Genomic DNA, 12421 nt, shown 5'->3' on the forward strand with positions numbered 1-12421 from the left:
GAGCGCTCCCCCACCCAAGTCCACGACGGTTAATCGAAGATTTGCGCGGTGTTACGGATCACTGGTGCGTATAAGATCACAACGCCTCAGCGATGCCGCCCAGCCCCACGAGTCGGCTCCGCCACCGCTGAGGCGCGCACCGGTCAGCCGCAGGCCGCGTGATCATCTAGTATCAGCGGCCACCTGGCGTACGACATGGGGGTTCGGTGGCATGTGGTCATTCATCAAGCGGTCAAAGGCCCCGGCACTGGACCCGACCTACGGTGACCCGCACCGGAAGGCCCTGATCCGGGCGTTGGAGAAGCGCAGGTGGAAGTTCGCCCGGGAACTGCTCACCATGGCCGCCGATCCGGACGAGATGGCCTTCCTCATGGAGGCGGTCGGCGGGGTCGACGGGATCCAGGACTGGATCGGCGACTGGATCGACGCCGAGCCCGAGTCGACGCTGCCCGTGCTGGTCGCCGGTTGTCACGCGGTGCACTGGGCGTGGGAGGCACGTGGCGGCAAGCGGGCCAAGTACACCGCCGCTGCCCAGTTCAAGGCGTTCCACGAGCGGTTGCACTACGCCGAGGCGATGTTGGAGAAGGTGCTCGCCCAGGAACCCGACAACGTCACCGCACGAGCCTGGCTGGTCACCAGCGCCCGGGGCCTGGGCATCGGGGCGGCGGAGGCTCAGCAACGCTTCGAGGCGGTGACGCGACTCCACCCGGGGCACGTCGTCGCGCACGAGCAGCGGTTGCAGTATCTGTGTAAGAAGTGGTCCGGCAGCCACGAGGAGATGTTCGACTTCGCGCGGAGCGCCGCCGCGGCGGCCGGGCCCAACAGCCTCCTGCACGAACTGGTGGCCGTCGCCCACTTCGAGAGGTGGGAGGCCACCGACGTAGAAGAGGGCAACGCGTACTTCGACTCGGACGAGGTCCGCGCCGAGCTTCTCACCGCCGCGGAAAACTCGATCTTCCACCCGGATTACGTTCCCGCCGGTCCCGGCTGGGCGCCACGGCTGGCGATCTTCGCGCTGACCTTCGAACTGGCCGAGGAGTTCGACGCGGCCGCGCACGTGTTCGCGTTGCTCGACGGGATGGTCACCGAGTGGCCGTGGTCGGTCCTCGGCGACCCGGTCGAGAAGTTCACCGCCTCCCGCGACTGGGTGGCCACGAACCGGAGCGACTAGCTAGAGCACGTCTGCGCGTCGCCGCCAGAGCACAGTGCACGCCGCGGCCAGGGCCAGCCCGAGCAGCGGGGCGACACCCACCCCGGCGAGCGTGCAGGCCACCGCGAGCAGCGCCGGCGGCATCCAGCACCAGGCGGGCACGGTACGCGGGACACGACCGCGCCGACGGGCCGCCGCCTCCACTGCCATCGGCACCACCAGCACCGGTAACGCGGCGGCCAGCAGGGTCAGCCAGGGCAGCACCAGGCGGTCGAACCGCGCCACCGCCAACATGCCGCCGAGCACCGCGACGAGCAGCATCGCCGCCCGCGCCGGCAGGCGGGGAGCCAGACCACGCAACGCCAGGGAACCGGAGTACGTGGTGGTCAGCGCCGCCGCGAAGACCGCCACCGCGACGAACAGATTCGCGTACGCGGCCAGCCCCGAGCCGGTGGCGAGTAGCGCGACCACGTCGGCCGAGCCGGTCCGCAGCCACAGGCCGGCCCCGGCGAGCACCCCGAGCAGCGCCGGCCCGATCAGCAGCCCCACGCACCAGGCCAGGTCCCGCCTTCGGGACAGGCCCACGCTGAAGTCCGGTGCGCGCAGCGCGAACACGGCCGCGTACCCGATCAGCGCGGCGGCGTCGGCGAGCCCGCCGCCGGCGAGGCGGACCGGTGCACCGGGTGGTGGCAGCACTGTCAGGCACCAGCCGACCAGCACCACCGCGCTGAGCGTGGTGACCACCGCGACCCGGTTGCCGAGCCGGGCCGGCGCCCAGGAGACGGCGAGGACCGCCACCTCCAGCAGTACCGGCCCGGCCCAGCCTGGCAGGTGGGTCAGCGCGGCCAGCGAGGCCCCGCCGAGCCCGACGTTGAACCCGTTCCAACCGATCATCGACACGGCCAGAACCGCCGCCAGCAGCAGCCGCGAGGTGTCCCCCAGGTACGCGGGCAGCACCGCGGTCAACGTCCCGCCGTCGCCGAGCGGCCGGCGCAGCCCGATCCGGCCCTGGCCCCAGAGCAGGGCCGTCATCAGCGCCCCGCCGACCAGCAGCCCGGCCACCGGCACCGCGCCGCCATGTCGGGCGGCCATGGCCGCGCCGAGCACCAGCGTGGCGGGTGCGGTGCCGATGCCCAGCCAGGCGCCGACCGCCGCCGTCCACCGCCGTTCGGAGACGTCAGGCAACGTGGCGCAGGTAGCCGGCGATCGCCGCGTCGAGCACCTCCGCGCCCGGACGCGCCCACACCTCGGCGGAGAAGACCTCCACCTCGATCGGGCCGACGTAGCCGGCCGCGTCCACCGCCTCGCGCAGCCGACGCAGCTCGATGCAGCCGTCACCGGGCAGCGCCCGGCCGAGCAGCACCCCCTCGGGCAGCGGGGTCACCCAGTCGCAGACCTGGAACGCGGCGATCCGGGCGGCGGCCCGCGCGATCTGCGCGTACACCGTGTCGTCCCACCAGACGTGGTACGCGTCGACGACCACGCCGACCACCGCCGGGTCGAACCGCTCGGCGATGTCCAGCGCCTGGTTGAGGGTGGCGATCACGCACCGGTCGGCGGCGAACATCGGGTGCAGCGGCTCGATGGCCAGCCGTACCCCGGCCGCCTCGGCGTGCGGGGCCAGCTCGCCGATCGCGTCGGCGACCCGACGCCGCGCGCCGTCGACGTCCCGGCTGCCGGCCGGCAGCCCACCGGAGACCAGCACCAGCTCCGGAGCGCCGAGGGCGGCGGCCTCCTCGATGGCCCGCAGGTTCTCCGCGCGCCAGTCGTCGGCGGAGAAGAACCCGCCCCGGCACAGCGACGTGACGGCGAGACCGGCGTCGCGGACCAGTTTCGCCGAGCGGGCCAACCCGTACTCGGCCACCGGCTCCCGCCACAGGCCGATGCCCTGTACACCGGCCGTGACGCACCCGGCCACCACCTCGGGCAGCGGCCAGCGCTGGGCGGTGGCCTGGTTGAACGAGAAGCGCCGCAGCCCGTCGGCGCTGCCGACCGTGAGTTCGCCGCTCACTGGGCCACCCCCGCCACGGTGAACAGCGCTCGGGCGCGGGCGGCGGCCAGGTCGGCGTCGGGCAGCAGCCCGGCCGCGTCGGCCAGGGTGAGCAGCGTGGCCAGGTGCGCCGGGGACCGACCGGACTGGGCGCCACCGACCATCGTGAAATGGTCCTGGTGCCCGGCCAACCAGGCCAGGAACACGATCCCCGTCTTGTAGTGCCAGGTCGGCGCCGCGAACAGGTGCCGGGCCAGCGGCACGGTGGGCCCGAAGATCTCGTCGTACGCCGTCAGGTCGCCCCGGTCCAGGGCGGCCAGCGCGGCGGCGGCGGCCGGCGCGATGGCCGCGAACACCCCGAGCAGCGCGTCGGAGTGGCCCACCTCGTCACCCCGGATCAGCTCCGGGTAGTGGAAGTCGTCACCGGTGTAGAGGCGTACCCCGGCCGGCAGGCGGCGGCGCAGCGCGACCTCCCGGTCGGCGTCCAACAGCGACACCTTGATCCCATCCACTGTGGACTGGTGCGTCTTGATCAGCTCGATCACCGTGTCGGCGGCCAGGTCCAGGTCGACAGCACCCCAGTAGCCGGTCAACGCCGGGTCGAACATCGGACCCAGCCAGTGCAGCACCACCGGTTCGTCGGCGGCGCTCAGCAGCTCGTCGTACACCCGCAGGTAGTCCTCCGGGCCGCGTGCGGCGGCGGCCAGGTGCCGGCTGCACATCAGCACCGGCCGGGCGCCGGCGGCGCGGACGTCGTCGAGCTGCTCGGCGTACGCGGCGGTGACCGCCGCCAGCGTGGCCGGGCCGACCGGCAGCTGGTCGGTGCCGACCCCGGCGACGATCCGCCCGCCGACCGCGCGGGCCTCGGCGGCGCTGCGCCGGATCAGCTCCCGGGTGGCCGGATAGTCCAGCCCCATCCCCCGCTGGGCGGTGTCCATCGCCTCGGCGACCCCCAGCCCGTACGACCAGAGATGCCGCCGGAAGGCGAGGGTGGTGTCCCAGTCCACCGTCGCCGGGGCGCCCGGCACGTTCTCCGCGCCCGGATCGGCGACGACGTGCGCGGCGGCGTACGCGATCCGGCTGCTCGTCGGCGCGTCCGGTCGGGTGAAGCCGCTCCCGCCGGCGAGCCGGTGCCGCCGTCCACCGGGCAGCACCACCTCGGCGCTCATGAGCGCAGCTCCGGCACCTCGATGCGGCCACCCTCGCGGGCGGAGCGCAGCCCCAGCTCGGCGAGCTGCACGCCGCGCGCGCCGGCGAGGAAGTCCCACCGGAACGGCTCGCCGGCCACCACGTGCCGCAGGTACGCCTCCCACTGCACCTTGAAGCCGTTGTCGAACTCCTCGTTGTCGGGCACCTCGGCCCACTGGGCGCGGAAATCCTCCGTGGCCGGTAGGTCCGGGTTCCACACCGGCTTCGGGGTGACCGCCCGGTGCTGCACCCGGCAGTTGCGCAGGCCGGCGATCGCGCTGCCCTCCGTGCCGTCGACCTGGAACTCCACCAGCTCGTCGCGGTACACCCGCACCGCCCAGGACGAGTTGATCTGCGCGATCACCCCGCCGTCGAGTTCGAAAGTGGCGTACGCGGCGTCGTCGGCGGTGGCCGCGTACGGGCGACCGGCCTCGTCGACCCGTTCGGGCACGTGGGTGGCGGTCACACAGGAGACGGCCGTGACCCGGCCGAACAGCTCCTCCAGCACGTAGTGCCAGTGCGGGAACATGTCGACCACGATGCCGCCGCCGTCCTCGCTCCGGTAGTTCCACGACGGCCGCTGAGCGGCTTGCCAGTCGCCCTCGAAGACCCAGTACCCGAACTCGCCGCGTACCGACAGGATCCGGCCGAAGAAGCCGCCGTCGATGAGGCGCTTGAGCTTGCGCAGACCGGGCAGGAAGAGCTTGTCCTGCACGACACCGGTGCGGACGCCGGCCGCGTCCGCCGCCCGGGCCAGGTCGAGGGCCGCCGCAGTGTCCTCGGCCAGCGGCTTCTCCGTGTAGATGTGCTTGCCGGCCTCGATGGCCTGCCGGATCGCCTTCTCCCGTTGCTGGGTGATCTGCGCGTCGAAGTAGATCTCGACGTCGTCGCGGGCCAGCGCGGAGGTCAGGTCGGTGGTCCAGTCGGTCAGCCCGTGCCGCTCGGCGAGTTCCCGGAGCTTCGTCTCGTTGCGCCCGACCAGGACCGGTTCCGGCCAGATGGTGGTGCCGTCGGCCAACGCCACACCGCCGGATTCGCGGATGGCCAGCAGCGACCGGACGAGGTGCTGCCGGTAGCCCATCCGTCCGGTCACGCCGTTGACGATGATGCCGATCGACCTGCGGGTCATGGTGTTCCTTCCGTCGTGCTGGTCGTGCCGATCCGCGCTCAGTGGTTGGCGGCCGCGCTGCCGAGCAACCCACGCAGGTCGGTGGCGAGCCGGTCGAAGCGGGGATCCGACATCACCTGCGCGTAGTCGCGGTGCGCCGGCAGCTCGACCGGGAAGGTGCGGATGATCCGGCCGGGCCGGGGACTCATCACCACGACCCGGGTGCCGAGGAAGACCGCCTCGGCGATGGAGTGGGTGACCAGCACCACTGTGGTCCCGGTCTCCCGCCAGATCCGGTGCAGTTCGGCGTTCATCTGCTCGCGGGTCAGCGCGTCCAGGGCGCCGAACGGTTCGTCCATGAGCAGCACCGGCGGGGAGTGCAGCAGCGCGCGGCAGAGCGCCACCCGCTGCTGCATGCCGCCGGACAGCTCGTGTGGCAGCGCCTTCTCGAAGCCGGTCAGGCCGGTCATCTCGATCAGCTCGTCGGCGCGGCGGGCCGCCTGCGCCCGGTCCATGCCGCGCATCTCGGCTTGGAGCAGGATGTTGGCCCGCGCACCGCGCCACTCCAGCAACGCGGCCTTCTGGAAGACGAAGCCGATCTCCTTCTGCGGGCCGCGCACCGGGCGCTCCAGCAGCGACACGTCACCGGTGGTCGGCTTGACCAATCCCGCGACGATCTTCAGGAGGGTGGACTTGCCGCAGCCGGACGGGCCGACGATCGTGACGAACTCGCCCGGCTCGATGTCGAGCGACACGTCGTCCAACGCTGTGGTCTGCGACCGTCGGGTGGTGAACCGGACGGTCAGCCCGGACATCCCGATGGCGGTGCCGGTGGCTGCCGGCGCGGCGGTCACCGGGTCACCCCTGCGCCGCGTACGAGGAGTCCCAGTACGCGCTGGGCGCTCCCGGGTCCTTCAGCTCGGCGTAGCGGGACATCAGGTCGATGGTCTCGGTCCACTGGGCCTCGGTGTTCACCCCGGGCGGGCCGTCCGCGCCGATCAGCGGCATGTTGAGCGTGAGCTGCTTGGTGAGCACCTCGGGCGCCGGCTCGTTCTCGGCCAGAGCCGTCATAGCGCTCACCGCGCCGGCCGGGTCCCGGGCGGCGTCGGCCCAGGACTTCTGGGTGGCCCGGACGAACTTGCGGACCAGCTCCGGGTCCTTCTGCAGGGTCTGGGTGTTGGCGATCAGGCCGGTGCCGAGCAGGTTCATCCCGTAGTCGGCGAAGAGCAGCACGTCGACCTTCTTGCCCGTCTTGCTCTCGATGGTGGGCGCCTGGTCGTGGAAGAAACCCATGATGGCGTCGACCTTGCCCTCGGCCAGGGCGGCGATCTTGCCGGCGGCGTCGACGTTGACCACCTTGACGTCGTCCTTCTTGAGGCCGTTCTTCTCCAGCCAGGCCGGGAAGGTCGCGTAGAGGGCGTCGCCGGGGGTGCCGCCGACGGTCTTGCCCTTGAGGTCGGCCGGGGTCTTGATGTTCTCCTCGGTGAAGAACTCCACCGAGGAGGGACCCTTCTCCAGGTACGCGCCGAGGCTGCGTACCGGCATGCCGCTGGCCACCGACTTGAGCAGCACCGGGCTGTCCGCCCAACCGAAGTCGGTCTGCTTCTGGGCGACCTGCTTGACGGTGTTGCCCGAGCCGTTGCCGGGCAGGATCTTCAGGTCGATGCCCTCGGCGGAGTAGTAACCCTTCTGCAGGCCGTAGTAGAAGGGCGCGTGCTCGCCGTAGGGCACCCAGTTGAGGGTGAGGGTGACCTGCTTGCTGCCGTCGGCGTTGGTGCTGCCGCCGGGGTCGTCCCCACCGCAGCCGGTGGCGGCGAGGAGCAGGGCGGCGGTGGCCAGGATGGTGGTGGCGGTGCGTTTCATCGGTGCCTCCGTGATGGGGTCGGTCAGGAGGTGGTGAGGGACACGCCGGCCCGGCGGCTGGCGTGCCACGGAATGAGCAGTGCCTCGGCGATCTCGACCAGGACGAACAGGACGATGCCGATGGCCGACATCAGGATCAGGTCGGCGAACAGCAGTGGGGCGTCGAGGTTGCCGTTGGCCAGCAACAGGACGTAGCCGAGCCCTTCGCTGGCGCCGACGAACTCACCGACCACGGCGCCGACCACGGCGAGGGTCACGGCCACCTTCAGGCCGGCCATCAGGTGCGGCAACGCGTTCGGGAAGCGGATCTTGCGGAAGGTGCGCCACGGCCCGGCGCCCATCGTGGCGGCGAGGTCGAGCAGCTCCGGGTCGGTGGAGCGCAGCCCGGCCACGCCGGAGATGACCACCGGGAAGAACGCGATGAGCACCGCCAGGATGATCTTCGGGGTGAGGCCGAGGCCGAACCAGACCACCAGCAGCGGCGCGATGGCGATCTTCGGAATGACCTGTGCGAACAGGACGATCGGGTAGAGCGCCTTGTCCAGCGTGCGGGAGTAGGCGATGGCGACCGCCGTGACCAGACCCAACGCGGCGGCCAGCACGAAGCCGAGCACCGTCTCGTAGAGGGTCACCAGTGTGTGTCGGGCCAGCTCGGACCACTGGGTGGTCATCGTCTCCCACACCTGGCCGGGGGTGGGCACCAGGTAGTTCGGGACGTACTCGCGGGCCGCCACGAACCACCAGGCGGCGAAGAAGACGGCGAGCACAAGCGCCGGGCGCCAGAGCGAGTCGGCGAAGGTCACCGCCCGGCGACCGAGCGTGGGACGTGGTGGACGCGCGCCGCCGGGTGGCGTTTTAACCACAGTGGACGAATCCCGGCCGTCGACGGCATGGGGGGCACCGGGAGTGGACGCGGCTGCCTGCGCACCGCTCGCCTCGTCGGCGGCGGCCTGCCGGCCCGCCGTGTCCAAAGAGTTCTCGGTCACGCGGAACCTCCTCGGGGGCCCGGCACGACGCCCAGGAACCGGGCCGGTCGGCGGATCAGGCAAACGCTTTCCTGGAGCGTAGGCGGCACCCTCACGCCGGGCAAGGCCTTTCCTCGATCTGTTTCCACCGATGCCTCACCGCCCGACGGGTGTCCCGAAGGGACGCTCAGCCGGCCGCCGGGTAGGTGTCGAGGAGGCCACACATGCCCAACCGGCCCCGCTCGACCGGCTCGTTCACCGCGTACACGCCGGCGTCGCCCAGGTGGCCGGGATCCCCCCGCTCCAGGGCGTCGAGCTGAGCGGCGGTGTCGGCGGCGGCGCGGCCCGCGCCGGCCTCCCACCGCTGCCGCCACCGCGTCAGCAACGGCTGGCGCAGGGCGATCGCGGCGGCGTGGAACGCGGCCAATGCCGCCGGACCGCCGGCCCGCAGCGCCTGGAAGCCGGTCACCGCCAGATCCCGACGGCGGTACGCGGCGTGCACGTCCGCGCCCGGCGCTCCCCCGTCGGGCAACGCCGCCGCCGCGGCGTACGCGGCCGGGGCGGCCAGCACCTCGGGTGGGAAGGTCAGCACCGCGTCGCCGGCCTCCGGCAGGCCGCTGTTCTGCATCAGCACCACGATGCTCAGCCCGCCGGTGTTGACCAGGCGGTGCACGGTGCCCGGCTCGAACCAGACCACCACCCCCGGCCGCAGCGACGTCTCCCGGTAGCCGGCCGTGGTCAGGGTCTGCACCGCGCCCTCGCCGTCGGTCACCACGTACCCCTCGGTGCAGCACAGGTGCACGTGCGGGGTGCCGCCGACCAGACCGTCCGGGGCCACTGTGTCGTAGACGCGCAGCCGGGACACCCCGACCCCGCCGGGCAGCGGTGCCGGTCGATCACGCATCGAAGTACTCGTCGGTGTCGTCCGCCGCCGGCAGGGACACCAGCAGCACGGTCAGGTCGCCGATGGCCCGGTGCCGGCAGCCCGGCTTGATCAGGAAAGCGGACATCGGCCGGGCCGGGTGACGGACGCCGTCCAGCTCGATCTCACCCTCACCGGCGAGCACGACGTAGTACTCGGTGGCGATCCGGTGGTGGTGGGTCACCGCGTCCTGCACCTGGAGCAGATGCACGCTGGCCTGGCCCTCGCTCTCGGCGATGAAACCCCGGCGGGTGGTCCCACACGAACAGCGCCGGGCGGGAAGGTCATCAAGTTGAAGTACCGCGAAGCGTTCGGACACGGCCGGGCCTCCCTGCGGGAAAGGGCTTTCTCTGCGGTACGGTGACGCTAGCCGGCACGACGAAACGCCGTCAACAGATCGAGGGGGCGGGCCATGGCGACCCTGTCCGATGTGGCCCGCCGAGCGGGCGTCTCACCCGCCACCGCCTCCCGCGTCATCAACGGCAGCAGCAAGCCGGTCACCGACGAGCTGCGCGAACGCGTGCTCGCCGCCGTCGCCGAGCTGCAGTACGTGCCGAACGCGCACGCCCAACTGCTGGCCCGCTCGCACCGCAGCGCGGTCGGCGTGATCGTGCACGACGTCTCCGACCCGTACTTCGCCGAGATCACCCGAGGGCTGCAACGGGTCGCCACCGACCAGGGCCGGCTGCTGATGATCTGCAACAGCTACCGGGACCCGGACCGCGAGCTGGAGTACGTGGAGCTGCTGCGCGGCCACCAGGTGGCGGCGCTGATACTGGCCGGCTCGGGCTACCACGACGAGGCGTTCACCCGGCAGCTCAACGAGAAGCTCGCCGCGTACGAGGCCACCGGCGGGCGGGTGGCGGTGATCGGCCGGCACGAGCACTCCGGCGACGCGGTGATGCCGGACAACCGGACCGGCGGCTACCTCGCCGGGCAGGAGTTGTGCGGTCTGGGGCACCGGGCGATCGGCGTGGTCGCCGGCCCGCGCATCCTGACCACCACCACCGACCGGCTCGCCGGGCTTCGGCAGGCTCTCACCGAGCAGGGCCGCGAGCTGCCCGAACGGCGCATCCGGTACGCCGAGTTCGACCGCGATGGCGGCGCCGAGGCCACCGCCCGGCTGCTCGACGCCGACCCGGAGCTGACCGCGATCGTGGCGCTCAACGACTCGATGGCCATCGGCGCGCTCGCCACCCTGCGCGCGCGGGGGTTGGCAGTGCCGCAGCAGATCTCGGTGCTGGGTTTCGACGACATGCCGATCGCCCGGGACGTGACCCCGGCCTTGACCACCGTGCGGCTGCCCCTTGTCGACATGGGTGTGCGGGCGATGTCCCTGGTGCTCGGCGTCGGGGCCCCGACGCCCCGGGTCGAGGTGCTCCCCGCCGAGCTGGTCCGCCGCGACACCGCCGGTCCCGTCCCACTGTCCACCCGCGCCACAGCGGGTTCCGCGCCACGCGCACGGCGAGGTGACAGCACGTCGTGACCGGTGCCAGCCCGACCCAGCGGCCCCTCACGCGAGCCGATGTGGCGTACCTGGTCGGTGCGTCGTTCGGGCCGGGCACCCGGGTCCGGGACGCCGGTCCGCTAACCGGCGGCGGGTACGCCACGGTCTGGTGGGCGCTGCTCGACGACGACAGTCGGGTGGTGCTGAAGCTGGCGCCGCCGGCCGGAACGCCGCTGCTGCGCTACGAGCGCGGGCTCTGCGCCGCAGAGGAGCGGTACTTCCGGCTCGTCGCGCAGCGGGCGCCGCAGGTGCCCGTCCCCGCGGTGCTGCGGTGCGGCGCCGACCCGGCGTACGGCGAGTGGTTGGTCACCGCGATGCTGCCCGGCCGGTCGCTGTCCGACCTGGCCGAGGCCGGGGTCGCGGTCGACGACGGCCCGGCGCGCTACGACCTCGGGGTGACCCTCGCCGCGTTGCACCGGGTGACCGGTGAGCGGTTCGGGTACGACGGCGACCGGGCCGCCGGGCCGACCTGGCGGGCAGCGTTCACCGCGATGCTCGACGACCTCCTGGCCGACGCGGCCGACTGGGACGTCCGACTGCCGGTGACCCCGGAGCACCTGCGTGCGCTGGTGGGGCGGCACGCCGACGTGCTCGACGAGGTACGCCGCCCGGCGCTGCTGCACTTCGACTGCTGGGACGGCAACGTGCTGGCGGCGCCCGACGGGGACGGCCGGTTGCGGCTGCGCGGCCTGGTGGACGGCGAGCGGTTCCTCTACGGCGACCCGCTGCTGGACCTGGTCTCGCCGCTGCTCTTCCGACGGGTCGAGGACGAGCCGGAGCACCCCCTGCTGCGCGGCTATCAGGCCAACGCAGCCGAACCCCTGGTGCTGAACGCCTCGGCACGCCGCCGGCTCGGTCTCTACCGGTTGCACCTGTACCTGCTGATGACTGTGGAGATGCCCAGCCGCGGGATGACCGCGCGCAGTCATCCCGGGCGGTCCGCCCGGCTGGCGGCGCTGCTCGACGAGGAGCTGGCCGCGCTCGCCTCGGGCTGACGACCCGGCGCGGGTGCCGCCCGGCGCGTGGTCGGACGTAGGCCGCACAGATGCACCAGCGGATAACGGATTGTCCGGGGCCCCTGCCCGGGCCTAACCTCCCCGGGTGCTGATTCGGGAGTTCGTCGACCGGGACTGGTCGCAGGTGTGGCCGATCATCGAGGAGGTGATCCGGGCACAGGAGACGTTCCCCTACGAGCCGGCGATGACCGCCGAGCAGTCGTACGGCACGTGGGTCGAGGCGGCGCCGGGGCGGACCGTCGTGGCGGTCGACGGCGAGCGGGTGCTCGGCACCGCCAAGATGGGCCCGAACCGGCCCGGGCCGGGCGCGCACGTGTCCACCGCCAGCTTCATGGTCGCCGCCGACGCGCGGGGCCGGGGCGTGGGCACCGCGCTGTGCCGTGACGCGCTGACCTGGGCCCGCCGGCAGGGGTACGCCGGCATGCAGTTCAACGCGGTGGCGGAGAGCAACACGTCTGCGGTGCGGCTGTACCTGCGGGAGGGCTTCGCGGTGATCGGCACCGTGCCGGGCGCGTTCCGTCACCCCACCCTCGGCCGGGTCGGCCTGCACGTGATGTACCAGGAGTTCTGACCGCGCCCGCTCCGCTCGCCCAGGAGGCCACAGTGGTGGTCGGCGCCTTTGGAGCTGATGTCGTAAACGAATCGACCGCTGGCCGGGCCGTCCGCATCTTCCCCACCGCTTGGAGCCTCCCCGCAGCCTGAATCGTTTACG

The 12421-nt window shown here is 72.4% G+C and carries 13 protein-coding genes; 4 read left to right on the forward strand and 9 right to left on the reverse strand.

The window, feature by feature from the left end; all coding sequences use genetic code 11:
• The first annotated feature begins 211 nt into the window (after positions 1–211).
• Positions 212–1171, forward strand: coding sequence for a DUF4034 domain-containing protein (locus ABZ794_RS27845; protein ID WP_210782247.1), 960 nt, complete (start codon positions 212–214; stop codon positions 1169–1171).
• On the opposite strand, the gene ABZ794_RS27850 is transcribed toward ABZ794_RS27845, so the two are convergent.
• The 9 genes from ABZ794_RS27850 to ABZ794_RS27890 form a co-directional block, all read right to left on the reverse strand.
• Entirely contained in the window at positions 1172–2335 is a 1164-nt protein-coding gene (locus ABZ794_RS27850; RefSeq protein WP_238688744.1) for a hypothetical protein, read from the reverse strand.
• Positions 2328–3161: a sugar phosphate isomerase/epimerase family protein gene (locus tag ABZ794_RS27855; protein ID WP_357518321.1), complete on the reverse strand. Its 834-nt coding sequence runs from the start codon at positions 3159–3161 to the stop codon at positions 2328–2330. The genes ABZ794_RS27850 and ABZ794_RS27855 overlap by 8 nt, the downstream gene beginning before the upstream one ends.
• Positions 3158–4309, reverse strand: coding sequence for a dihydrodipicolinate synthase family protein (locus ABZ794_RS27860; protein ID WP_357518323.1), 1152 nt, complete (start codon positions 4307–4309; stop codon positions 3158–3160). Before ABZ794_RS27860 ends, ABZ794_RS27855 begins: the two co-directional genes overlap by 4 nt.
• The gene (locus ABZ794_RS27865; protein WP_357518325.1) at positions 4306–5457 is read right to left on the reverse strand and encodes a Gfo/Idh/MocA family oxidoreductase; all 1152 of its coding nucleotides are present in this window, start codon (positions 5455–5457) and stop codon (positions 4306–4308) included. The genes ABZ794_RS27860 and ABZ794_RS27865 overlap by 4 nt, the downstream gene beginning before the upstream one ends.
• A gap of 38 nt (positions 5458–5495) precedes the next feature.
• A complete protein-coding gene (locus ABZ794_RS27870; RefSeq protein WP_357518327.1) occupies positions 5496–6290 on the reverse strand; it encodes an ABC transporter ATP-binding protein in 795 nt (264 codons plus the stop codon).
• A gap of 4 nt (positions 6291–6294) precedes the next feature.
• Positions 6295–7299: an ABC transporter substrate-binding protein gene (locus ABZ794_RS27875; RefSeq protein WP_210782234.1), complete on the reverse strand. Its 1005-nt coding sequence runs from the start codon at positions 7297–7299 to the stop codon at positions 6295–6297.
• Between the two features lie 23 nt (positions 7300–7322).
• Positions 7323–8285 carry an ABC transporter permease gene (locus tag ABZ794_RS27880; RefSeq protein WP_357518329.1) on the reverse strand — a complete coding sequence of 321 codons (963 nt, stop codon included), beginning with the start codon at positions 8283–8285 and terminating at the stop codon, positions 7323–7325.
• 166 nt (positions 8286–8451) lie between these two features.
• Positions 8452–9168, reverse strand: a complete 717-nt coding sequence (locus tag ABZ794_RS27885; protein WP_357518331.1) for a cupin domain-containing protein — start codon at positions 9166–9168, stop codon at positions 8452–8454.
• Positions 9161–9505, reverse strand: coding sequence for a cupin domain-containing protein (locus ABZ794_RS27890; protein ID WP_210782228.1), 345 nt, complete (start codon positions 9503–9505; stop codon positions 9161–9163). The genes ABZ794_RS27885 and ABZ794_RS27890 overlap by 8 nt, the downstream gene beginning before the upstream one ends.
• A gap of 93 nt (positions 9506–9598) precedes the next feature.
• Here ABZ794_RS27890 and ABZ794_RS27895 point away from each other — a divergent pair, with 93 nt between their 5' ends.
• The 3 genes from ABZ794_RS27895 (at position 9599) to ABZ794_RS27905 (ending at position 12280) form a co-directional block, all read left to right on the forward strand.
• Complete coding sequence (locus ABZ794_RS27895; RefSeq protein ID WP_210782226.1) at positions 9599–10672, forward strand: LacI family DNA-binding transcriptional regulator; 1074 nt, start codon at positions 9599–9601, stop codon at positions 10670–10672.
• Positions 10669–11688: an aminoglycoside phosphotransferase family protein gene (locus tag ABZ794_RS27900; protein WP_210782224.1), complete on the forward strand. Its 1020-nt coding sequence runs from the start codon at positions 10669–10671 to the stop codon at positions 11686–11688. Before ABZ794_RS27895 ends, ABZ794_RS27900 begins: the two co-directional genes overlap by 4 nt.
• A 106-nt stretch (positions 11689–11794) precedes the next feature.
• Positions 11795–12280 carry a GNAT family N-acetyltransferase gene (locus ABZ794_RS27905; protein ID WP_357518334.1) on the forward strand — a complete coding sequence of 162 codons (486 nt, stop codon included), beginning with the start codon at positions 11795–11797 and terminating at the stop codon, positions 12278–12280.
• Positions 12281–12421: the final 141 nt, after the last annotated feature.

It is taken from the genome of Micromonospora sp. NPDC047187 (assembly GCF_040643355.1).
Lineage (GTDB): Bacteria > Actinomycetota > Actinomycetes > Mycobacteriales > Micromonosporaceae > Micromonospora > Micromonospora salmantinae.

Excerpts from the sequence above, each read along its gene's own strand:
- ABZ794_RS27860 (WP_357518323.1), bottom strand. The coding sequence starts at position 4,309 with ATGAGCGCCGAGGTGGTGCTGCCCGGTGGACGGCGGCACCGGCTCGCC.
- ABZ794_RS27845 (WP_210782247.1), top strand. The coding sequence starts at position 212 with ATGTGGTCATTCATCAAGCGGTCAAAGGCCCCGGCACTGGACCCGACC.
- ABZ794_RS27875 (WP_210782234.1), bottom strand. The coding sequence starts at position 7,299 with ATGAAACGCACCGCCACCACCATCCTGGCCACCGCCGCCCTGCTCCTC.
- ABZ794_RS27865 (WP_357518325.1), bottom strand. The coding sequence starts at position 5,457 with ATGACCCGCAGGTCGATCGGCATCATCGTCAACGGCGTGACCGGACGG.
- ABZ794_RS27885 (WP_357518331.1), bottom strand. The coding sequence starts at position 9,168 with ATGCGTGATCGACCGGCACCGCTGCCCGGCGGGGTCGGGGTGTCCCGG.
- ABZ794_RS27895 (WP_210782226.1), top strand. The coding sequence starts at position 9,599 with ATGGCGACCCTGTCCGATGTGGCCCGCCGAGCGGGCGTCTCACCCGCC.